At 49.4% G+C, this 21,713-nt stretch carries 18 protein-coding genes, 8 tRNA genes and 2 pseudogenes; all 28 read right to left on the reverse strand.

Features of this window, described 5'->3' with window-relative positions:
• Positions 1 to 299 precede the first annotated feature (299 nt).
• Positions 300 to 1,961: pseudogene (locus BLT02_RS13190) on the reverse strand (AAA family ATPase); the annotation flags it as partial.
• A 99-nt stretch (positions 1,962 to 2,060) separates the two neighbouring features.
• Entirely contained in the window at positions 2,061 to 3,659 is a 1,599-nt protein-coding gene (gene mobQ, locus BLT02_RS13195; RefSeq protein WP_092996435.1) for a MobQ family relaxase, read from the reverse strand.
• 325 nt (positions 3,660 to 3,984) lie between these two features.
• Positions 3,985 to 4,290 carry a DUF3847 domain-containing protein gene (locus BLT02_RS13200; protein WP_175453840.1) on the reverse strand — a complete coding sequence of 102 codons (306 nt, stop codon included), beginning with the start codon at positions 4,288 to 4,290 and terminating at the stop codon, positions 3,985 to 3,987.
• An 81-nt stretch (positions 4,291 to 4,371) separates the two neighbouring features.
• Positions 4,372 to 6,240 (reverse strand): recombinase family protein, encoded by a 1,869-nt coding sequence (locus tag BLT02_RS13205; protein ID WP_092996441.1) that lies wholly within the window; start codon positions 6,238 to 6,240, stop codon positions 4,372 to 4,374.
• A gap of 471 nt (positions 6,241 to 6,711) precedes the next feature.
• Positions 6,712 to 7,146, reverse strand: a pseudogene (locus BLT02_RS13210) (type IV secretory system conjugative DNA transfer family protein); the annotation flags it as partial.
• Positions 7,147 to 7,259: 113 nt separating this feature from the next.
• A complete protein-coding gene (locus BLT02_RS13215; protein WP_242869814.1) occupies positions 7,260 to 7,451 on the reverse strand; it encodes a transposon-encoded TnpW family protein in 192 nt (63 codons plus the stop codon).
• Positions 7,435 to 7,755 carry a hypothetical protein gene (locus BLT02_RS13220; RefSeq protein WP_092996447.1) on the reverse strand — a complete coding sequence of 107 codons (321 nt, stop codon included), beginning with the start codon at positions 7,753 to 7,755 and terminating at the stop codon, positions 7,435 to 7,437. Before BLT02_RS13220 ends, BLT02_RS13215 begins: the two co-directional genes overlap by 17 nt.
• Positions 7,756 to 7,982: 227 nt before the next feature.
• Positions 7,983 to 9,308 carry a virulence-associated E family protein gene (locus BLT02_RS13225; protein ID WP_092996450.1) on the reverse strand — a complete coding sequence of 442 codons (1,326 nt, stop codon included), beginning with the start codon at positions 9,306 to 9,308 and terminating at the stop codon, positions 7,983 to 7,985.
• Complete coding sequence (locus BLT02_RS13230) at positions 9,214 to 9,951, reverse strand: CHC2 zinc finger domain-containing protein (protein WP_242869815.1); 738 nt, start codon at positions 9,949 to 9,951, stop codon at positions 9,214 to 9,216. Before BLT02_RS13230 ends, BLT02_RS13225 begins: the two co-directional genes overlap by 95 nt.
• 77 nt (positions 9,952 to 10,028) lie before the next feature.
• A complete protein-coding gene (locus BLT02_RS13235; protein ID WP_092996453.1) occupies positions 10,029 to 11,279 on the reverse strand; it encodes a plasmid recombination protein in 1,251 nt (416 codons plus the stop codon).
• 483 nt (positions 11,280 to 11,762) lie between these two features.
• Positions 11,763 to 13,292, reverse strand: coding sequence for a methyltransferase (locus BLT02_RS13240; RefSeq protein WP_092996457.1), 1,530 nt, complete (start codon positions 13,290 to 13,292; stop codon positions 11,763 to 11,765).
• Entirely contained in the window at positions 13,282 to 13,938 is a 657-nt protein-coding gene (locus tag BLT02_RS13245) for a type II restriction-modification system restriction endonuclease (RefSeq protein ID WP_092996460.1), read from the reverse strand. The genes BLT02_RS13240 and BLT02_RS13245 overlap by 11 nt, the downstream gene beginning before the upstream one ends.
• Before the next feature lie 33 nt (positions 13,939 to 13,971).
• Positions 13,972 to 14,172 (reverse strand): helix-turn-helix domain-containing protein, encoded by a 201-nt coding sequence (locus BLT02_RS13250; protein ID WP_092996463.1) that lies wholly within the window; start codon positions 14,170 to 14,172, stop codon positions 13,972 to 13,974.
• 142 nt (positions 14,173 to 14,314) lie between these two features.
• Entirely contained in the window at positions 14,315 to 14,614 is a 300-nt protein-coding gene (locus tag BLT02_RS13255; RefSeq protein WP_092996466.1) for a hypothetical protein, read from the reverse strand.
• Entirely contained in the window at positions 14,601 to 17,348 is a 2,748-nt protein-coding gene (locus tag BLT02_RS13260) for a recombinase family protein (RefSeq protein WP_092996469.1), read from the reverse strand. Before BLT02_RS13260 ends, BLT02_RS13255 begins: the two co-directional genes overlap by 14 nt.
• An 84-nt stretch (positions 17,349 to 17,432) precedes the next feature.
• Positions 17,433 to 17,990 (reverse strand): type IV secretory system conjugative DNA transfer family protein, encoded by a 558-nt coding sequence (locus tag BLT02_RS17570; protein WP_207649413.1) that lies wholly within the window; start codon positions 17,988 to 17,990, stop codon positions 17,433 to 17,435.
• A gap of 178 nt (positions 17,991 to 18,168) precedes the next feature.
• A complete protein-coding gene (locus tag BLT02_RS13270; protein ID WP_092996472.1) occupies positions 18,169 to 18,717 on the reverse strand; it encodes a PcfB family protein in 549 nt (182 codons plus the stop codon).
• Positions 18,718 to 18,724: 7 nt separating this feature from the next.
• Entirely contained in the window at positions 18,725 to 19,522 is a 798-nt protein-coding gene (locus BLT02_RS13275) for a phage antirepressor KilAC domain-containing protein (RefSeq protein WP_092996475.1), read from the reverse strand.
• Between the two features lie 24 nt (positions 19,523 to 19,546).
• Positions 19,547 to 19,873 (reverse strand): hypothetical protein, encoded by a 327-nt coding sequence (locus tag BLT02_RS13280; RefSeq protein WP_092996478.1) that lies wholly within the window; start codon positions 19,871 to 19,873, stop codon positions 19,547 to 19,549.
• Entirely contained in the window at positions 19,857 to 20,081 is a 225-nt protein-coding gene (locus BLT02_RS13285; protein ID WP_139187623.1) for a hypothetical protein, read from the reverse strand. Before BLT02_RS13285 ends, BLT02_RS13280 begins: the two co-directional genes overlap by 17 nt.
• A gap of 564 nt (positions 20,082 to 20,645) precedes the next feature.
• A tRNA-Lys gene (locus tag BLT02_RS13290) sits at positions 20,646 to 20,717 on the reverse strand.
• A gap of 3 nt (positions 20,718 to 20,720) precedes the next feature.
• A tRNA-Arg gene (locus tag BLT02_RS13295) sits at positions 20,721 to 20,792 on the reverse strand.
• A gap of 166 nt (positions 20,793 to 20,958) precedes the next feature.
• A tRNA-Phe gene (locus tag BLT02_RS17240) sits at positions 20,959 to 21,031 on the reverse strand.
• Positions 21,032 to 21,132: 101 nt separating this feature from the next.
• Positions 21,133 to 21,251 (reverse strand) — tRNA-OTHER (locus BLT02_RS17245).
• A 45-nt stretch (positions 21,252 to 21,296) separates the two neighbouring features.
• Positions 21,297 to 21,372 (reverse strand) — tRNA-Glu (locus BLT02_RS13300).
• Positions 21,373 to 21,379: 7 nt separating this feature from the next.
• Positions 21,380 to 21,454 (reverse strand) — tRNA-Glu (locus tag BLT02_RS13305).
• 11 nt (positions 21,455 to 21,465) lie between these two features.
• Positions 21,466 to 21,538: transfer RNA gene (locus BLT02_RS13310), tRNA-Lys, on the reverse strand.
• A 4-nt stretch (positions 21,539 to 21,542) separates the two neighbouring features.
• Positions 21,543 to 21,613: transfer RNA gene (locus tag BLT02_RS13315), tRNA-Gln, on the reverse strand.
• Positions 21,614 to 21,713 lie beyond the last annotated feature (100 nt).

Below are 21,713 nucleotides of genomic sequence, written 5' to 3' on the forward strand. Positions count from 1 at the left end.
CCCGGAGACCCCTTTCAGCAAGTGGATTTAATTACCAATCCATTGTGCCAAAAATCATTGATTTTTGGCACACCACTTATTTTTGGCACACTCGTCTGCTGAATTTGCATGCATAGCCTCAAAGGTGCACCGGCTCTTCTCCTGCTGTACCTGGAAACTGGTAATCACTCCGGTTGATTACGCTTTCAAAAGAGATGTATTGGCGATTTTTAAAGAAAAATCGCAGATACGTCTGGTTCTTTGTACCCATTTTCAGGCTTCAGTGTGAAATTTCCCTAATTTGACGCTCGTTTGACCACGTTGGCACCGGACAGCATCTCGTCTGCGCTCATTTCGTATTCGCCCAGCCAGCGAAAGCCCTCATCATCACCGAGGATGAAGGCGAGAGAAGCTCCCGGCGGCGCGAGGCTACTCTTCTCATGGGTCAGCACGCGGAGACTCGGATCGTCCTTCCCCCTGCAGATAAAAAGCAGGCTGCGGACACTAGCCGTGAAGTCGATAGAGCCGAGACCGCGATAGGTGCTCTGGACTCCAACCGCTTTGTTCAGATGTCCGATCAGCAGGATGGCGCATCCGGTCCTCTGGGCGATGTCTCCCAGTTTCCGGAAGATGGGCCTGACTTCGTTCGCCCTGTTCATATCGACCTTCGATCCAAGAAATGCCTGGATCGGATCAATGATTAAGAGCTTCGCATGATTCTGGCGGATCGCTCTTTCGATACGATCATCCGAAAGTGTCAGCGGATTCGCTTCGTTCTCCGCGATCACCAGCACCCTGTCGAGATCCGCTCCGGCCTCGATCAGCCGCGGCTTAACCGTATCGCCCAGCCCGTCCTCGGCGGTCTGATAGATCACGTTGAACGGCTCCAGAACTTCCATGCCCGGCAGCTGCACTTTGTTTGTGCAGGCCGCGCAAAGCTGCATGGCCAGATATGTCTTTCCCTCGCCCGGGTTTCCCTGAAGGATCGTCAGCTTGCCAAATGGGATATAGGGCTTCCAAAGGAAAGATACTTCGGTCTGGATCACATCGCTCATGCGGATCATTTCCACCAAATCTGCGGTCGTGCAGTACTTTGTCATGTCCATTACTTCATAGCGGTTCCCGGCGGGGATCTCATTCTTATGAACCAGCACTTCATTCCAGTCCTTCAACTTCGGCTTCATGCGGGTGATGGTCAGCCCATCCGGCAGGGCTTTTGCTATTCTCACGCAGGCTTCTTCCCCGGCCTGATCGCTGTCAAGGCAGAGATAGACGCGGCTGATACCTGGATGCTCTGCCAGATATCGTTCCAATGCCTTATAGGCCACTCCGCCAAGGGAGAGATAGCTTCGCGTTTTCCAGTCCTTCGGAAACAGGTTGATGAAAGAGAGAAGGTCAATAGGCGCTTCAAACACGCAGAGCTGATCGCCTGTTCCCTGATAGCCAAATCCATAAGACTTGTCAGATCCGGCAGCGTCCAGACGGAACCTGTCAACTGTTCCCCGACAGTGTGCATAGCGCGGCAGATTCTTCAGATCCCTTCCGACAAAAACAACGTTGTGATGCTTTGTTTCCTCATAGATGTCTCCGGCGTTCAGGAAGAGATCGACCAGCCGCTCATCCAGTCCTCTTGCCTCAACCAGATACTTCTTCGCGTTCACATTCGTCACATTCCGTATCGGCAAATGGAACTCCGGCGCGGGGGCGGGAACAGCCTCATGCTGGCCTTCGCCCTTCTCGCCGATCAAAAGCTCCACGGCCTCCGGGAAGCTCTTTCCCCAAAACTCCATCACAAAGTCAACCGGATAGCCGCCTGTGCTGTTGCTGTGACGAAACCACTTGTTTCCTCTGACCGTCAGAGAGTCATGCGCTTTCCAACGGTATTCCTTTCCGCTGCGTACAAGCGCCTCGCCCCGGCTTCGTAAAAAGTCCTCCAGATTGACTGCATTCGCGCGGTCGATCTGATCCTGTGAATAAAACATTCGCGAAATCCTCCTTTCCGTAAGGCGTCTCATTTCTGGTACGCCTTGAAATGAAATAAGCGCCTGCTTCTATCGGAGATCCCGGATAAATGCAGACGCTTACAGGTCAATGTCATGTTTTTTCTTTTGTGTGCCGCGCGGCAGATCACTTCTTTCCTGACGCAGAATTTCCTGTTTTCTGTGAAGATTGTCCAGCACAGATTTCTTTTCAGCCTTGCGCTCCGGTGTAATCGGTTTTTCCTCCGGCACCAGTTCCGGCAGCAAGTCCTTCACAAAATAACGGACATCCTTCATCATCCGTATCTCTTCATCAAGCGGCGCAAGCTGCTCTTTCAGGGAATCCAGTTCTGTGGTCAGTGCTTCTTCTTCGGCGGCCAGTGCTTTGGGACGATAGACGAAATCCGGCAGATTCTTCCGGAGATACCGGTTGGCTTCTTTCCATTCGTCCAGTTCCTTCTTGTGTGCCTGCGCGAACTTTTGCTGTCTGCCCTTCCAGTGGATCTTCAGATACTGCGCATGAACCGCGTCCGTCCGTTTGTACTGCTCCGCGTATTCATTGATCTTCCCGATCTGGGCAACTCTGGCTTCCGCCTTTTTGATCCTTTCTTTCAGAGGAAGAGCTGCAGACTGGATCTCGGCCATGTAAGATTCCAGATCCGCGACCGTCAGTACCTTGTGAACTCTCAGATAAGAAGTGATATCAGAAAAACGCTGCAGGTCCTTCACGGTGGCATTCAGCTTTCCCTTGCTGCTTGTCCACTCGCTGCGCTCAGTACGTCTTTCATCAAAACGCTCGATCAGCAGATCAACCAGATAGACTTCCTTTGACGCGGCTTCGATCTCCGCAATCGCGGTTTTGATTTCTGACAGCCAGTTCATCAATCCGGTGATCGTCCTCCTGATCGATGCTATCAGCTTGTTGGTTTTCCGGATATCACGGTTCAGGTTTCCGATATCGGTCTGAACTCCCTTTCGTTCCATCGCTGCCACAGCAGGCCCCATGTGTACAGTCGGGATCTGCTCGATTCCCTGACGCTCATAGGATTTCAAACTGACACGCTCCGGTCGGTTCGCCATTTCCAGATATCTGTTCTGAATGACTTCCCAATCATGCCGCCACATCTCCGCGTTTCCTCTATCGTCCCAATCGGTAGTTCTCACTTTTCGGGTTTTCCAGTTTCCCTTCGCCGTGCGGATCCTCTCGCCGTTCTCATCGAGGATATATTCCTTCCTTGCCTTCGGCATCCAATGTCCATGCTCATCAATCGGCCTCATGGTCAGCAGGATGTGGGCATGGGGATTGTGGCCCGGCGGGGCGGGATCGTGAACACAGAGATCAACAATCATGCCTTTTTCCAAAAACTCTTTCCGGCAGTATTCCTGAATCAGGGCGATATTGTCTTCCAGAGAAAGCTCCATCGGCAGCGTGATGATAAATCGTCTCGCAAGCTGGGAGTTCCAGTTCGGCTCCACGGCCTCAACCGCATTCCAGAGAATGTTGCGGTCGGCGTATTCCGGCGGAGCATGTGGTGGAAGCATGATCTCCGTATAAACAACCTCGCCTTCTTCCTTCTTGTACTTCTTCGTTCGATGTTCACGCTCACTATACAATCGTTCGCCGGATTGATAAGCAGCTTTTGCGACAGCACTTGCTTTGCCATGCTTAACGATTGTAATGTCATAGTGCGGACATGGCATATTGGATCAACTCCTTTCCGGACTTTCTCCCTTTTTTGGGAAAAAGAAAAGACCGCCTGCATGTGCAAAACGGTCGGCCATAGTAGTATGTGATTTTCAGACTTGCAGGCTGGAGCCGATTTCCAGAATCGGGGTCTGCCGCAAGTACACAAAAGGGTAGCTGGCTAAGACAGCGCAGGGGAAGTGTAGCGTCCCCTGAGACGGAAGCCTGGCATCCTATCTGATGCCAAGCTGGAGTCCGCCCTTCCGACCAGGGTCTACACTCTGTTACGGTCGGCGCTAAGCGGACATCCCTGGATGTCCAGCGCCCTCCTACCGGAGGGACCTATCCTGTGTACGGTTCCTCGGAAAATTTTGAACGTTTTGCAACGTCATTGATGAGGACAATCACATCATTCCATCGGAAGAGAGTTGTTAAGATTTCTTCCATCTGTTCATCTGTGAACCTGTCCGGCGGAAGATACTTTTCCAACAATCCGCCATGGTTGCAAAGACGATGAGTGCGCTCTTTGCGGGTTAGCTTCTTTTCATCGCTTTTCAGGATCCGCAGATTCTGGTTTGCAATCTTCAGTTCACGCTCTGCTTTTTCCTGCACTGCCTGCAGTTCTTCGAGTGTTTTTTTCTTTGCCACGGTATCACCCCCTTTCTGTTGTCCGGGCAAAAGAAAGCTCCCGACTTTTTACGGTCGAGAGCTATGCTTATCATCATCAGGTTATCCGGCTTCTGCTACTCTGGGTCCATCCCCCTTTGTCATGGATACCGGGAGAAAAACTCCGGACTCCACATCCTCCTGCCGAATCATTTCCTTCTTTTTGTCCATCTGCTGTTTTCGTTTTTCTTTTTTCTTCGCTTCATACTTTGCCTGCCATCCGCTTTCCTTCCGCCGGAGATAAGCACGATGCCGTTTGTCTTTTATTGCCTCCTGTTTCCGCATCTCCTCCAGTTCCTCCTCCGTTGGCTCTGCCATCAGTGAAGGCGGCAAATACCTCCCGACAAAATTGAAATAGATCTCAATCTCCTGCGCGGACTGACAACTGCCTTTCCGGGTCCGCTCATGAACCAGAACTTTCTCCACAAGCTCATTTAGCATCGGAATGGTCAGTTCATCAAAGTTCTCATACTTCTCGATCAGCTTGATAAAACGGTCTGTCGATTTTGCTTTTTCGTTATATCTGGCAATCGCCTGCTCCAGGTCCGCGATTTCTCTGCCCAATGCGTGTTTTTCTTTTTCATACTGGGCACTCAGGATCTGATACCGGCTCTCCGGCAGCTTTCCCAGCACATTATCTTCATAGATCCTGCAGAGAAGTGTTTCCAGCTCCTGATCCCGTCTGCGGTCTGCCTCCAGTTTCCCTCGCTGCCTGGTGATGTCAGATGCTTCCTGCTGTTCCTGTGCTTCCCGGATCGCCTGCGCGAAGGCTTCCCTGTCGAGATCTGCCTGTGATGCAATCTCCCTCAGGAGCTCACGAAGCAGCTGCATAACGCTTTCTTCACTAACGCGATGCTGCGAAGGGCAGCGCGTTCCAACAGGGACTTTTCCATATGCGGAACAGGTATATTGCGCTTTCCGGGTACCGTTATACGTGCGGTGCACATACATTTTTGCTCCACAGTCCGCACAGTACATCAATCCGGTTAACGGATGCAGTTCACCCCAGCCATCCGGATAACGTCGGACTGTTCCGCGAACTTTTTGGACGGTATCAAAGGTATCCTGGTCAATGATCGCTTCCTGTGTATTTTCAAAGACCAGCCAGTTATCTTCGGATACATAATGGCTCTTCTTGTCCTTGAAATGTTTCGCCGTTTTGAAGTTGACCGTGTGCCCCAGATACTCCCGCTTCTGCAGGATCTGCACAATCGTGGAGGAACTCCAGCAATAAGGATTCTTCACCGGCTTATTCCGATTAACGCCCTGGTTGTACCGCGCCATATGAACAGAGGGGATCTCAATCCGGGCCTCTTCCAGAATCCGCGCGATCTGATAAGGACCATGCCCCTCAACCGTGAGTCTGAAGATCCGGCGTACAACCTCTGCTGCTTCATCATCGATGATCCAATGGTTTCCGTCCTTCTCATCTTTCAGATATCCATACGGACAGCTGCTCGCTACGTGTTTCCCGGACATCCCCTTTGCCTTAAATACAGATTTGATCTTTTTGCTGGTATCCCGGGCATACCACTCGTTCATGATATTGCGAAAGGGCGTGAAATCATCATCGCCGACAAACGTATCCACGTTGTCGTTAATGGCAATCAGGCGAACATCCTGTTGTCGCAGGAACTCCATACACTGTCCCACTTTCAGATAATCTCGTCCCAGACGGCTCATGTCCTTAATCAGGATCGCTCCGATATTTCCTTTCTTCACCTCCTCCATCATGGCCAGAAAGCCAGGACGATCAAATCGCGTTCCGGAGATACCGTCATCAGTAAAATGAACAGGGCCGGGGAAGTTATGAGATACCGCGTATTCCATCAGCATCTTCTTCTGGTTGGATATACTGTTCGATTCGCCCTGAAGCTCGTCGTCACGGCTCAGGCGTTCGTACAGTGCAGTCATGTTTCTTTTCTGCGTCATCCGTCATTCCTCCTTTCCTTTGTGTTGGCGCCAACAACACATGAATATGGCCGAACATTTTTGATCGCCCTTGCGCCGCAACGCTCGGCCACATGTATCTGCTGTTGTCATATATTGATTGCCTGCCCATCCGGATCCGTTCCTGTCCCGGGTCTTCCGCAACGTATTTCCATCCGGCTGCACGCAGAATGCATACTCGCCGCCGGTATCCCTCCGAATAGCAGGGTATTCTCCTGTCAAGGTTCGTGAGAGAAATTACTTCCCTCACTAACCCCAAACAAATCGGGCCGAAGGAAAGTAGTTCGATAGAAATTTTTCAAAAAAATCTCTTCCTCTCACTAACCCCAGAAAAAAACGGCTGAAGGGAACCACCGATGAGTAAAAAAATTGATTTTGTTGTATAATAACTGATGGAGACTTCTTAATACCCCCTTCGATAAGGGTACTAAAAAGTCTCCATCAGCATACAACACCGGCAGCCATTTTGTATTTTTTATACTGGCGGACAGCGAAGTGTTCCGGATCTTCTGCCTCCAGCTCCTCAAACATCAGGTCCACCGCATTTTTGAATTCCTCATCATCCTCCCTGGCTTCGGAAGCATTCAGAAATTCCAGCAGGGTAGAAAAGTTCTGCTCTTCTTCTGGAGCCTCATAGTAAATAAATCCGATCAGGGCACAATAGAGCAGGCGCTCTGCCTTGACCCAGAAGTCCTCGGAGGATTTTTCCCCCTCTCCCTTGGTATTGGCTATGATCGTGTTCACCAGTTTCAGAATGTCTTTTTCTGATCGGATGTAGTGGAAAGGGTTGTAATGCATCGACTTGGCAAAATTAATCGTGTTGAGGACTTTGATCGTATAGCCGTGCCTCACAAGCATCTTTCCGCACTCAATGATGATAGTGCCTTTTGTCAAGGTTCAACAGCACGTAGAACGCAGTAAAATTTGGTTTTTCGGGTTGCAGAAGCCATGAAAACCATGTAAGGGGCGGAGATCCGCCCCATTTTGCTGTTCAAACCGGGTCAATCGGTTTCAGGATCCGCTTCCTTCTTCACAAGGCGCTTGACCTTATCCTCCAAAGTTTCTTTGGAAGTCTCGCTGAAATGGAGACCGACAATGAACGTCGTGTTGCCGGACCGCATGGTAAAACCGGAGAATTCCGGTTCAGCAGCCGGAGCCTCACTCATAACCTCGGGCTTATTCGCTGCATCCATCGTCGGGATCCTCATCATCGAGATCATCATCCTCATCCAGTTCGTCCTCAGAGTCATAGAGGAAACGCTCGGAATCAAACAGCTGGCTGATCTCCCACTTGGAGAGCTTGCAAAGTGCGGTCCAGCTGAAGTCGTCCATCTTCCGGATCCTCTCGCGCAGGATGACGGCTCTCGTCCTGAATTCTTCATCGGGGAAAGCGGTGCAGACGACCCCAAGCCTGTCAATGGTGTTCTGGCGGTTCGGGGTGCCGAACAGCGCGGTAAGCAGTGCGTCGTCGAAACTAAATCTGTTCTCGTTCTTCATAGTGCATTTGTCCTTTCGTTTTTGATTGATTGCGGGCCGTCTACGAAACTGTCTACGAACCCTCTAACACTTTTACAGTTTCCGACGAACCCTTCTTCACCGGATTTACTTTATTTACCCTCGTTGACGTTTTTCGTTGACATTGAAGCAACTGTTCAAGGAAATACAAGGCTTTCCGGCCTCCCGGTACTGCTTTTTTCCTGTCTACGAACCGTCTACGAAAGTGTCTACGGAGTGTCAGGATCGGGGAAGGGGATATCCATGTCATCGGGCAGATCTACAAAGCCATCATCCGTAGACGCCCTTTCCCATCCTTTCTGTGAACCGTAATCCGTCCCGGTGAAGCGGCGCGGCTTGTCGAAGTAGCGCCATCCCGGAAGGGAACCCTCGCGGATGAGCTGGTTCATGATGTCGTTGATCTCGTTCGTCTGCCATCTCTGCGGCTGGGCGAACTCGTTATGAAGTGCCTCGCGGAAAAGCTGTTTGGAGCAGACCTTATCCCCGGTGAAGTCCTGCATGAAAGCAAGAATCAGGCCGGAGTCCACATCTTCCTGCATGAACTGCCTCTGACGCTGCCGGACCTCGGCTTCGATCTCCGGGGAGAGCTTCAGCCTGGTCTTGCCTGAGCGCCAGATCTCCATGACCTCGGCCCACATCTGCCGGATATACTCTCTGGATGCGTTCTCATCGTCCAGAATGAATACCTCGGCCTCGCTTTCCTGACAGGAGATCGGCAGGAACCGGCGGTTCCCGGTCCTGTCACCCGGAAGGAAAGACACCTTATTTGTCGTCCCGGCAAACACGCACTGCCTCGGCCTGTCCTTCGGATATCGCTCATAGGGAGTGCGGTAAGTCTCCTTCTGACGGCTCAGAAAGCTCTTGATGGCCTCGTTGCTCTTAGCGTTGTTCGTCGCAAGCATCTCGGACAGCTCGATGATCCAGTGGCCTTGAAGCTTCTCATAGACCTTGCCGCTTTCCAGATCCTTCAGGTCATCTGTGAACCAGTCATCATCGACTGCCAGAAGCCTGAAAAACGTCGATTTCCCGGCTCCCTGATCCCCGACCACACAGATGATATAGTCGAACTTAATTCCCGGCCTAAACACCCTTGAGATGGCTCCCAGCATAAAGAACTTCAGTATCTCATAGGTGTACTCGCTCTCGTCGGCCCCGAGGAAGTGCCGGAGAGCATAGCGGACTCTCGGTGTCTGATCCCATTCCAGACTGTTCAGGAAGTCACGGACCGGATGGAACGCGTTCCGGTTGGACACGATGTTGATTGCTTCTTCGATCAGATTCTTGGAAGTGATTCCGTAGGTCCGTTCGCAGTACAGATGGATGTTGTCCAGATCGTTGTCAGTGAACCCGGAACCGCTCCGGCGCTCCCATCCGAGATCCTTCACGATATCGACCCTTTGCGTCAGCTCGTTGTAGCGGATCGCACCGTGAAGCAGAGGGTCATAGGACAGGATCGTTTCGGCGTTTGTGATGCAGTTTTTCACCTGACCTTTCTCCGTCGTTTCCAGAAGATCCCTCACGTCCTCCGTCGTCATATCCGGCTGTAAGGCCGCTGTCGCCGCCCGGAGCGCGTTCTCCGTCGCCGGACTTAAAGTCTCTGATTCGTCTTTCAAGATCGTCCACCTCCTTTCCCTTGTCGATCACGACGAATGCCTTGTCTTCCCTTGAACCGTAAAGCAGAAGGTCCAGAAGGTAGTCGACATAGTCTCTTTTGTGCATCGCCTCGACGAACAGGGGATGGAAGTCCTCTGTCGGGGAGCGCGGCGCGTATTCCTCGGCCCAATGGTTCAGCAGATGCAGATAATCGCAGAAGACGTTGTAGATCCGGTCAACTGCCTGCTCAAACCGCTGTTTCTCCGTCCGTTCACGTTTGGCTTTCCGGCGAATGCCAGGCTGAACTTCCGGCCTGTTTTCTGCAATCACTGTGAGGCCCATATCTTCGATGAGCTTCCCGGCGGCATCGTAGGGCGGCAGACCGAACAGCTTTGAGGCGAACCGGATTACGTCGCCTTTCTCCTGACAGCCGAAACATACATAGTTCTTATCGACCTTCATGCTCGGCGTCTTGTCTTCATGAAACGGACAGCACATCATGCCCCTCCGGCTGACCTTGTAACCGTAATGCTCCGCGACTTCGCGGGTGCTGACCTGTTCTTTTATCTGGGAGTAGATCCCCAAAAGCATCACCTTCTTTCTGTTCCGGGCATGAAAAGCGCCTGTCTTCATCGGTAAATCTGAGTGAAAACAGACGCTTATCATCTATCTCTGTTCTGTTGTTTCTTCTTCCGGGCCGGATCCTGTTCCGCACGTCTTGCGGCATTCGCGGTATCGGCCTCGGTTTTATTTCTGGCAAGCAGCTCCCTGATGGATCTCTTGATCGGCTGTTGGATCTCATCCTTCTTTTCGGGAGAACGGAAGATCGCCGCCAGCCTGTCGGAGATGTGCTTGGTCATCCCCTTGAACCGGTCCATCAGATTTGTGAAGATCTTCCCGGCGAACTGCCTGCCGTTTTCGTTCAGACGGCTATCACTGAGGACCTCTTTTCTCTGCGCAGCTATGATCTCGAAATCCTCATTTCTGACTTCTTCCTGAACCGTCTGGGTCACAGCTTTGACCGCTTTCTCATAGGCTGTATCCGCGACTTCATCCACGAAAGTCTCCGTGTCCTCGATGCGGACCGTGATGGCTGTCAGTTCGGCCTCTTTGGATTCTATCGCCCGGTCCTGAGCCACCATCTTTTCTTTTTGCTTCATCAGGATGTAGTCCTGTTTCTCCAAATACTTACGGCCTCCGTATTCCGGCTCATGATCCAGATGCAGACCGTGCTTCTCACAGATCGCAAAAAGCATGGCGCGGCAGGCGGCATCGAAAGTCATCTTTCTGTTGTTCAGCTTGCCGGGTTTCTGGTCCGGATTCGGAAGATCGAACCCCAGAGCTTCCAGAGCTTTTTCCTGTTGCGGCGCGATCTCGCCATAACGGTTTTCACAATCGAAGACGTGCCGCTCATGGATGTGCGGCGTGGACTCGTCTAAGTGCAGTGACCAGTCTAAGATGTGGATGTGTTCTCCGAACCGTTGTTGAAATTCCTCAAAGAACTCTGCCGCGATCTCTGCCAAAACCTCCGGCGGGACGGATTGCTCCATCGTGCCGATCTGGATCACGGATTCTTCCGGACAGGTCTTTTTATCTTTCCAAAGATCGTCCGGCGTCCTGTCTCTGCCGGAATGCCCGGACTGTCTGTTCCGTTCATGCTGGCCCTCGCAGTAATCACCGTAATGCTCGAAATAGTAAGCGCGCTCGATTTGCTCGAAGGAGTAAGTGATCTGTTCTTCGTCTGCCTGATCCGACGGAAATCGGAATCCCTGATAGCAGTCCCAATAGACGTTTTGCTTCGCACGCTCCTGATCAATGTGGTCACTGTTCCCGATATCGAAGCGGCGGTCATTGTGTTTTGGATTGTAAGTCCCATGCTTGCCAGATCGGCCATTGTGCCTTGTCATTTTCATAGGCATCTGCTCCTTTCTCATTTTTGAAAATCATGTGTGACCCCTGCCTCACGAAACCCGGAAATCAAGAGTCTTTTTCGGCAGGTAATACCCAGTACTAAGTGTCGGTTCCCAACACTTAACTGGGCGGGGCCTTGCCCTCGACCTGCGCCGGACGCTTCGCCCCAGCACCCAGATAAGAGACTGCCGCCTCTTAACTCTGCCAAAGGGAACTGCGTTTCCCCTTGACCCCTTGCTCCGGCAGAACTGATCCTCGCCGTTTGCCCGACAGCTCGTTCCAGTCCTTCCGGCTTTTGCGGAACCGTTCGCCGGACGGTCCCACAAAAATAGCCGCTGAGTGTTTCGCTGCCATCCGCAAATGAGCGGTGGAGCGAAGCTCAACGGCTTCCTCATCTGGCTCGACCAGGGCGCGCCTTGGTCTTTACCATATTCGGTTTTCACAGGATCGTCGCGCGGCCGATCCTATGTATTACTCAAGTGGATCTATTCAACGACGGGTAAGTTTAATTGCCTTAAGCATAATTGATCTAACTTCTTAAATCTACGATAATGCTCATCTGTTATAAAGGGCTCTAATCCCAACCCTGCCTCTGTTTCTTCAAGATCACAAATATCAATGTCTTTTATTGCTTTCGCAATAGATAATCTCTCTAATACCTTCTTCGTATAAGGCCTTTTTGCGTCTAAAAACGCAATGCTTTTTAGAAAGGCTTGAACTTTATCAGAGTTAAGAATCAGCATTGCAACATAGGCGTTTTCGTACGAATCAAAGCAGATGAAATAGCTGGTGTCATCAGTCATCACAGGCTTTTCATCCTCTGAGTATAAGACAGAAAACAACGGTGTTTTATAAAACCCACTAACACCTACTTTATATCGAGAATAAGAATAGTCTCCGATTCCAAACATGGAAAATTCCGGAGCCCCTCGGTATATTGAGCTTTTCCTATTCCGAAATAGTTCTGCGTTCTCCTGCAAGTAAGCCCATGTTTTAGGAGCGCTTTTTGAAAGATAGGAAGTGTCTTCCCTAACCTTGTGTTGTGTCACTAATACAAATTTCTTAAAGTCCTTTATCACTGGACACTTAAACATACTACTTTTAATTAGCGGAAAAACGATGGCATCTTCTATGTCAACTCTTTGCTTAAAACCATTTCTCAGATCGTCGCCATCCTTATCTAATTCCATGACCTTTGAACAGTCATGCTTTACTCCTTGCCGCCACTCAAATTCGCAAGCGCCATTATAGTCCGGGATATTATCAAGATTGCTCTGCAACTTTCCATTCGCATATCGAACGGATGCTTTTTCAATCCCACTCTCAAAATCGTAAACCTTGTAACTGTCACAAGATTCATGTTCCTCAGATAAATGAATATATAAAACACAGGCACTTGCACTAATGCCGAAAACCTTTGCAGAATCAAACTCAAGCATCTCGCATTCCGAGAATGGTATGTTTTCTCTTTTTAGTTCGAGGAACACATTCCTCGCAACTGAGGTTTTACAAAGCATAGCAATTACTGCATTAGACCCTCTCAGCGAACTAATGATCTGAAGAATCATATATTCGCAAATGTCAAAATTGCTGGCCCCGGTAATCGCATCCATACCTTTAAGGCCTTTGAAATTCACCTTCTGTGGAAGATTATGAGAGTCCAGTGCGGACAAAGTACTGTTTGTTACCCACGGCGGATTCCCAATAACTAAAACGCGCTGATAATCACGAACTAAGTTTCTTAAATCAAAGCCAAAGAAATCTGTATTGATAATCGTGACTCTGGGATCGAAGATCGTTGTTTTGCAAATATCGCAGTATTCAGGATTAAGCTCTATGCCAACGATAGAAGACGCAGGAAACATTAAAGAGCCTTTGATAAAACTCCCTATTCCGCACGTCGGTTCGACCACAATTTCAGGGTTTACACCTTTTCTGTTTTTGACATACGCACAAACACTTTCAGCAAATTCTTCAGGTGTTTGATAGTCGCCAAATTCTCTTTTACCACTCATAGTTTGTGACTCCGTTTACAGTATTATGCAGGCCAATAACACGTGCGTACTGTAATCTCCATTGTAAGGCATTACTGATCGTGAGATACCCCTGTGTCGGTTTGTGGCTGAGTATCTCATCAGCTAAATCGTTATAAACTATTTCATCACCCGGAACATTCTTATCTTCCAAGAAACCGATTATATCTTCCTTATTAGCTCCGTCATCAATCATTTCACGAAGCCTTCTGGTAATCGTAAAATCAGCGGTTCTGCTTTTATCGATAAATGTACAGTGAGTAAAATGAAGAGTACAGGAATCCGCTGTATCCCTTTTTTCATAAACAAATACCAGAAGATTATATCCTAAGCCGAAAATCTTCTGTCTGGCATTTTTAAAAGGGCAGCTCGATTGAGGCTGGGTTATCGAAGTGACTTTAATATCCGTTTGAATATCGTCACTCGGCAAATCAATTCCTTTTGCACTACTCCCGATAGCGAGAGTGTATTTGTTTGCAAGATAGTTTTGGAATTTATGCTCTACATAAGTCCCCACAGCCTTTCCATCAGTCACACCGATAAGGCTTCTGTGGTTTTCTCTTGATGTTTGCTCACAAAACAAACGCGCTTCTTCTTTGAGCAGTGAGATTGTTAACATCGGTTTCATTGTCATCTCTCCATTCTATGAATTTCAATATCATCAAGGAAATATCTCCATGATATCGTCGATTGTACATCCTAAAACGCCACAAATCTTGACCAGCACTTCAACTCGTACACCCTCATTCTTCCCGAGTTTTGCCATTGCATTAGTGCTGATTTTGGCTTTTTTAACCAACTGTGTCTTGCTCATATTTTTGTCAATTAGTAGCTTCCACAGCTTATTGTAACTGATAGTCATGTTCAATCACTCCTATACGAAAAAGGCAAAATACCCAATCGGTATTATACTATAACTGCTCCTGATTTTCAATCAAATCTTGCCGTTTTCAAGCGGTATAGAAGTTTTATATTCATTGATGTTGAGATGAAATAGTACCAGATTACGACTTAATGAAACTTTGCAACTCAGCTTTTGCCGCAACTATCTTTATCACGATCCATTCTCCTGTAACCGGGATGATGAAGAACAGGAACGCGACGACCATCATCTTCAATGCTTCAGATCCGGAGGCCAGTCCGAAGGCCAGACTGGCTATCCCGGTCAGGGCGAAGATGAATGCCAGGATTCCCAAGATCACCCCGGATATACTGTTCAGGAAGATTCCGACCCACTGGATCAGCGTCAGCGCAAGCATGATCGGTATGAGAATGATCTTTCCAATCAGTTTAAGCAGAAACATTCTGTGCCTCCTTCTCCGCAATTCGTTTCTTTTCGTGATACTCTTTGAGATACTGCCTGTTGTATTCACGGTGAGCTTCCAGTTTTGCCGCCGCTTCGGGATCCGTCTTTGCCGCTTCTTTGAGATTGGAAATATACCGCTGTGAGGTTTCAAGTTCCTTTGCTCTCAGGGCAGCCAGCTTCCCGGCAGCCTCCGGATCCGTTTCGGCCAGAGATATAAGGTCAGCACGGGCCAGCCTCTGATGTTCATTCCGATGTTCTTTTCTCTGTGTCAGCTTGGCAGCCGCCTCCGGGTCCGTCTTAGCGCTTTCATAGAGCTTATTCCGGCTTTTTTTAGTAGCCTCTGCATGATACGCACGAATAGCGGCCAGCTCTTTGGCGGCGGCAGGATCCGTTTCGGCACGCTTCTTCAGATCAGCCAGATAGGCCTTCCGTTTGTCCGTGTGCCTTCTGCTGTGTTCCTTCTTTCTGGCTTCCAGTTCAGCTGCAAACTCAGGATCAGCTTTGGCCCGTTCAGCCTGTCTCTGATCACATCGTTTCTGCTTCTCCCGATCCCTCTCTGACTGTTTGGCCAGTTTGGCAGCCGCCTCAGGATCGGTCGCGGCAGCTTCCTTTAGCCTCTTATTCCGCTGTCTTTTGTTCTCGGCATATTCCTGCTGTTTCTCCTTGATATGGGCGGCAAATGCCGGGTCTTGAGCTGCTTTCTGTTTACGTCTTTCGGCATTGATACGGTTCTTCGCGGCAGCGTAGGCACGCCTTTTCTCTAAGATCTTGGCAGCTTCCGGATCGCTCTCGGCAAGCACTGCCAGCTCTGCGATCGTGATCCGCTTCAGCATAGCGGTATGAGCCTTTGCTTCTTTTGCGGCGATATATTCAGGATCAGATTCCCGTATGGCCTTCTTTTTTGCCTGATCCTTATGATTCTGCTTGCGCTGTTTCTCAAGGACAGCTTCATACTCAGCGGCAGCTTCCGGGTCGGTCTTAGCGCGCTCTTTAAGCTCCGCATATCGTTTCTTCCGGTTTTCTTCACTGCGGATCGATTGCTGATGTTTTAGTTCGCGTTCCCTGGCATCGACCTCGGCCCGGAATTCTTCCTCTGTCTGAACCGTCCCCGGAGGGAGATAATGGCCGATGAAATTGAAGTACACATCCACTTGCTGTCTGCGGTACTTCGTCCGGCCCCCGGTATGCTCATGGACCTCAACCTTCTCGATAAACTCATAGAGCATGATATCGGTCAGTTCTGTGATATTGCGGTACTTACGGATCAGCTCCATGAACCGCGCGATATCCGCTTTCTTCGGACTGGAAGGCGCCTCCGGCTGCTTCAGCTCGGCAATACGGGCCTCAAGCTTTGCCTGTTCCTCATCGTATTGGGTGATCAGCCGCTCTGCCTGACGGTCCGGTATGCTTCCCCTGACTTTGCTTTCATAAAGGCTCTGGATCAGATTGTCCAGTTCTCGGAACCGTTTTCTGGCCGCAGCCAGTTCCTTCTTCTCTTCATCGGATACCTGGTCCTGTTTGGAATCCCATTGGACACGCAGTTCTTCAAGGAAGGCCGCTTCGTCTGACAGTACATGTTCAGCGACGGTCTGGACCGCTTTCAGGATAATCTCTTCAAGCGCGGATGCCTTTATGAAATGCGTAGTGCAGTCATTATAACGACTGCGGTAATTGCTGCACTGGAAGTTGCTGAAGGAATCATAATCCTTGTCACTGTGGGCCGATTCCGGTGCGGCGTAAGACATTCTGGCCCCGCAGTCAGCGCAGAAGACTAGCCCTGAAAGCCGGTGTGTGAGCTTTCCGTTTGAATGAAGATTTCTCGGCTTGCGTTTGCGGTGCTTATTCGCCAGATCCCAAGTCGCCTGATCGACTATCGCCTCATGCGTATCAGGGAAAAACAGCAGTTCGTCAGGACGGGCTTTGCGGCGTTTCTTCGTTTTGAAGTTCTCGCTGATTGTCTTTCCGAGAACCGTGTGACCCAAGTATTCCTGACGGTCCAAGATATAACCGACAGAGGCGTTCGTCCAGAGATAAGGATCATGGTAGTCATGGTGTCTGGATGCCATTCCCTTCTTTTCCAGATATGCGGAAGGGATCAGGACCTTATCAGCCTGAAGCGTCTCGGCTATGGTTCGGAGCGGAGTGCCGACGGCTGCCATAGCGAAGATTCTTTTGACTACCTCGGCAGCTTCCGGATCAACATACAACGTCTGCTTATCATCAGGTTTAAGCATATAGCCATAAGGAACGGACCCACTGCACCGGAGACCCTGTTCCATACGGTTCCGGAATACGGCCTTTATCTTCTTACTGGTGTCCTTCGCGTACCACTCGTTCATGATGTTCAGGAACGGAGTGAATTCATTGTCCATCGGGTTATTGCTGTCGATGTTATTATTGACCGCTATGAAACGGACACCTTTATCCGGAAAGAGGATCTCTGTATAGTAGCCGACCTGAAGGTAGTTCCTTCCGAAGCGGCTCATATCCTTCACGCAGATGACGGCCACATTACCGGCCTTGACTTCTTCCAGAAGGGCAGCAAAGCCCGGTCTGTTGAAGTTAGTGCCTGAATAACCATCGTCGGTGAAATGCCGGATATTCCTCAGACCCTTGGAACGAGCGTAGTCTTCCAGATATTTCTTCTGGTTCAGGATACTGTTCGACTCGCCCTGAAGCTCATCGTCACGGGAAAGACGCTCATATAGGGCTGTGATTTTCTCTCTGCCCACGGCTTACTGCCTCCTTTCTTCGAAAATGTAAAACAGCGAGAGCCTATTCAAGAGAATTGCTCTCACCATTAGTATAATTTCGTGCTAACTGTTGGGATCAGTAACAACGTAGGATGTCTTATCGGATAACTGCATCAGATTTGGTTTGATAAAGTTCCTCGTTTTACCGGAACCGGATCCGCCGATCACTATCACGTTCTTATTTCTTGCAAACCGCCAGTTCTTCGGCCGGCTGTTCATGGTCAGAAATTCCGTCATGGTGAGGATGATGTTGTTGTCAAATACAGGATCAATATAGGGTGCAATGTCCTTTGCAGTTCCCCATCTGGCTGATCCGTATTCAACTCCCTGTCGGTATTTCTTGGCATTCTTCCGGCGGTAGCGGATAAAGGCCCAAAATGATACCGCACCGATGATGCCCACAACTACATCCCACCAGAAAGGACTGGGAACAGGGTTCCGGAATGCAAGCCCGAAGTACATGACCAGATTCATCATTTTCTGGATCATGGTATTTCCAGTACAGTGACGGTAAAGCCACGCCTCTTTCTCTATCAGGTAAAAAACTATGAGATAGGGAATAGCTCCGGTCATGGTTTTCTTCATATCCATCATCTGGAGCCTGCCGATTATGTCTGCCAAAACCTTTCCTGAATACTTCGCCAACACGTTTTCCTTCTTTTTTCTTCCAGCCGGCTTTTTATTCAAATTTCCAATCCTTCTCCGGAAACCCTCCCTCTTTACCGGTCCTCCGGACTTCCTGTGGTTTTCCTGATTTTGTCTGTTCATTCAGTGTGATAGTCTCACCTCCCTCGCTTTTTTACCTCGATGGTTCGCGTTCTTTCTGCCGGGTCTTTTCCCTCTCGCGATGCTTTGCCGAACGCGCGATCGCTTTCTGCAGACGTTTTCGGATAGAAGCCTTCCTTGTCGCAGGCAATGCCATGCCCGTGTACTCTTTAAATGCCGCAGTCATCACTGCTTCATCCTTTGCACGGAAAAACACCAGATACTGGGGCGGCTCCTTTGACTTATCCTTTTTCAGGCTGTACTGGATGCGGTATTTACGGGCTACTTTTTCAAAAGAGCGGATGTTATTATCCGTAATCTCTATGTTTGACAGCTCACTCCCGGATTCCATCATTGACTTCAATGTGCGCCTGCCCGGCTTATTTGCCTTTTTCACCTCCTTCTGCGCAGCCTTACTGGCTGCTTTTTCCTTCTTCCGTGCTTCTATTTCCGATCCTGTCAGCCTGCGCTTTTCCTCAATACCGCGCACCATTTTTTCCAGTGCCGCCTTAAGGATCCGGCCGGAGATCTTACCGCCGTTAATGGCTAACGCTACCGTTTTCTCATCAACTTCTTCCTGCATGCCACCTTCACCTCCTTTCACTTGTCATTTCCAACAGCTGCCGTTCCACAGACGGGATATAGCCATGGTCTTTCAATATCAGATACAGAAACCTCCGGCCTTTTTGCGTCCATTCCGTCTGCTGTTTTGAATCAAAAGTCCCGTCCGACTTCGGGAAAGTAACAGTCGTGCTCGCTGTATATCCCTGGTTCTGATATTTCGCATAAAGCACCCACTGACCTCCGACCCGGTATTGTATTCCCAGATCATAAAGAAGGCGGTTGAACTTTACGGCACTCATCCCATAATCCTTAGCGATCTGTGTCGTCAGCAGCAAAGATTTGGACTGAAGGACTTTATCCGCGTATTCTGCTTTTGGCTTTATCTCCCTGATCAAGCCTTCCTGCCTCCGGTTTTCTACAGACAGGCAGAAACATCTGGTCTGCAGTTCCTCTATCTGCTTTTTTGCGATCTGCAGAGCCCTTGCCATGACTTTCTCAGGACTATTCCAGGCTCTTTCGATCTCGAGAAAATACTGCCGATACTGCATCCCTTTTTGTGAACGCTGGATCATGCAGATATGCTTGGCCATATCCACACTGACCAGGTAGTCTATTTCTGTCTGGCCGGTGCGGGATCCTTCGCTTTTCTGTAAGACTTTCACATAATCGCTTCCCTCTTGAAATCCATACTTCAGCATTCTGGGAAACCACTGACGGAAAACCGTCTGGATCTCCAGCGCGTCATGAAGCTCCCTTGCAGATATCATCGGTGCATCTCCCGAGAAATCCACATGGACCGCTCTTTCCAGTGCTGTGGTAGTCATAGGAAGATTCCTCCTTCTTATCTGTCAATGCGGCTCTTCCGCCCCTTCTCTTACTATTGATTTTCCTTCTTTCATCTCTCTGTACAGCCTGGCAATACAGTAGCCGATACAGGGACTGACCCTGCTATACGGACAGATCCTGCAGTCGAGGATCAGCTTTCCATCGTCATCGAATTTCTCTGCAGTCTTCTTTGGGAATGGCAGTAGATACCAGCATTTATCACGGACACATTCGCTTTTGCGTACATCCCAGTAATAACAGTACCTGCAGTCAAATGGCTTATCGGAGGCATATTCTCTTCCTTCTATCTCAGACTGCGGAAGCCTTACAATATCAGCCTTCCTTCCCATTGAAAACCTCCTCCGAAATATCACTGCATGCCATGTCCTTCGCCGCCTTCAGCAATGCATTCTGTTTTTCATGAGCGTATGGCAAAACCCTCCGATGCCAGTAGTCATCCTCCGGATGCTTGTGTTCGTACCATGCGGCGCACCTCACCAGCATCACCACCCCGCAGATAAGGATCCCTGTAAGGACCCCGACAATAAAATGCCCCATTTCTCGTTCCTCCTTCTTTTCCAACACAATTAACAGTTCCTGTTTTGTTTCAGGAAAAATCCTGAACTTCTCGCTGTTTTCGTTCTCCGGCCAAGCCTTTAACAGCACATGAATACGACGGAACCTTCTCCGAAAAGAAACGGCTCCGCCGCATGGAATCTGCTGTTAAACAGCTTTTCCATATATGGTTTTTAATTTTCCGACTGCCCTCCTGAGCCCGTTCCTGTCCCGTTTTTTCCGCAACGTTTTCTCGTTAACAGCTGTGCTTTATTTCTTCAGCTGTCATCGGTATCCACCCAGGAAGCAGCCTATGCAATTGTCAAGGATGACGAGAGGGATGAACTGTCATTCCCCCTTCGTCTATCCCAAACTTTTTGCAGGTGAAGGAAAAAGAAAACGAATCATTTTCATGTTCTTTATTAATTTGAGAAGATTGTCGTGAAGAGAAGGAGATAAACTGTTGCTGAAAAGGCAGTAGGAGAAATGCCGGAAAGAGCGTAGTGGAAACATGAGAGATTTGGTCAAAACAAAAAATCCCACCGTTATGGTGGGAATAAAGAAAGATGGGTATGACAGGAGTCGAACCTGCGTATCACGGGTTAAAAGCCCGGTGCATAGCCGTTTTGCTACATACCCGGATGTCTCATACAGGGCTCGAACCTGTATCGGGGGATTAGAAATCCCCTGTCCTTTCCATTGAACGAATGAGACGCAGCGGCCATCGGACTTGAACCGATATCGCAGGATCCAAAGTCCTGTGTGCTCCAACAACAGCGAAGCTGGTGTTTTTCACACAGGCCGCAAGTGCACAGATGGATTCGAACCATCCCAGATGGTTTTGCAGACCACTCTGATCACCAGATCCTGCGCACGAAGATGGACAGTGTTCGAGCCCCCCGAACTCCTGCGGATTTTCAGTCCGCCGCTACTACCGAGTCAGCTTACTGTCCTTTTTGTCGGATTACTCCGACGGTTGAAAAACAGGACACGAAAAATCGCATGATTAAAAGTCATGGTGCCATTGGCTGGAATTGCTGTATGTGTCCCACAGCCCGGTGGATTGGATTCGAACCAATAACCTCTGCTTTTGGATAGCAATTTTTAAAGTTGCTGTTAAAATCCCGAGCAGGATTTGTTTATTAAGAGCTCTTCCCATTGAGCTACCACCGGTTATGAATGAGGTACTTCATAATCGAAAGTGCCGTCAGTCAATGATCACCCCAACGGGATTCGAACCCGTATCTCCACATTGAGAGTGTGGCCACCTGAACCTGTTTAGTAAGATGGGGCGTTATGAGCAGCTCCGACGGGATTTGAACCCGACATTTCTGCCTTGAAAGGGCAGCGTCCTAACCTGTTTAGACGACGGAGCCATATTTTAAAATGGGCCACCAGGGATTCGAACCCTGATCTGACGGATTAAGAGTCCGCTATAATGACCATTATACGAGTGACCCTAAACAGCCCTCACAGGATTTGAACCTGCAATTCCAGAGTCAGAATCTGATATGTTTCCATTACATCAAAGGGCTATGGCAGATCCGTTCGGGTATGATCCGAAATCTGAGGTTTTGGAGACCTCCATGCTATCCGTTTACACCACAGATCTATAAAAAACGAATAAAAAAACCG

The organism is Sarcina sp. DSM 11001, from assembly GCF_900101015.1.
Lineage (GTDB): Bacteria > Bacillota > Clostridia > Lachnospirales > Lachnospiraceae > CAG-791.

Bases quoted from the DNA above. Each gene is read 5' to 3' on its own strand.
- BLT02_RS13280 (WP_092996478.1), bottom strand. From the start codon at position 19,873: ATGGGAAGGAAGGCTGATATTGTAAGGCTTCCGCAGTCTGAGATAGAA.
- BLT02_RS13235 (WP_092996453.1), bottom strand. From the start codon at position 11,279: ATGAAAATGACAAGGCACAATGGCCGATCTGGCAAGCATGGGACTTAC.
- BLT02_RS13255 (WP_092996466.1), bottom strand. From the start codon at position 14,614: ATGTTTCTGCTTAAACTGATTGGAAAGATCATTCTCATACCGATCATG.
- mobQ (WP_092996435.1), bottom strand. From the start codon at position 3,659: ATGCCATGTCCGCACTATGACATTACAATCGTTAAGCATGGCAAAGCA.
- BLT02_RS13225 (WP_092996450.1), bottom strand. From the start codon at position 9,308: ATGACGACGGAGGACGTGAGGGATCTTCTGGAAACGACGGAGAAAGGT.
- BLT02_RS13220 (WP_092996447.1), bottom strand. From the start codon at position 7,755: ATGAAGAACGAGAACAGATTTAGTTTCGACGACGCACTGCTTACCGCG.
- BLT02_RS13245 (WP_092996460.1), bottom strand. From the start codon at position 13,938: ATGAAACCGATGTTAACAATCTCACTGCTCAAAGAAGAAGCGCGTTTG.
- BLT02_RS13215 (WP_242869814.1), bottom strand. From the start codon at position 7,451: ATGGATGCAGCGAATAAGCCCGAGGTTATGAGTGAGGCTCCGGCTGCT.
- BLT02_RS13275 (WP_092996475.1), bottom strand. From the start codon at position 19,522: ATGACTACCACAGCACTGGAAAGAGCGGTCCATGTGGATTTCTCGGGA.
- BLT02_RS13240 (WP_092996457.1), bottom strand. From the start codon at position 13,292: ATGAGTGGTAAAAGAGAATTTGGCGACTATCAAACACCTGAAGAATTT.
- BLT02_RS13205 (WP_092996441.1), bottom strand. From the start codon at position 6,240: ATGACGCAGAAAAGAAACATGACTGCACTGTACGAACGCCTGAGCCGT.
- BLT02_RS13250 (WP_092996463.1), bottom strand. From the start codon at position 14,172: ATGACTATCAGTTACAATAAGCTGTGGAAGCTACTAATTGACAAAAAT.
- BLT02_RS13270 (WP_092996472.1), bottom strand. From the start codon at position 18,717: ATGCAGGAAGAAGTTGATGAGAAAACGGTAGCGTTAGCCATTAACGGC.
- BLT02_RS13285 (WP_139187623.1), bottom strand. From the start codon at position 20,081: ATGGGGCATTTTATTGTCGGGGTCCTTACAGGGATCCTTATCTGCGGG.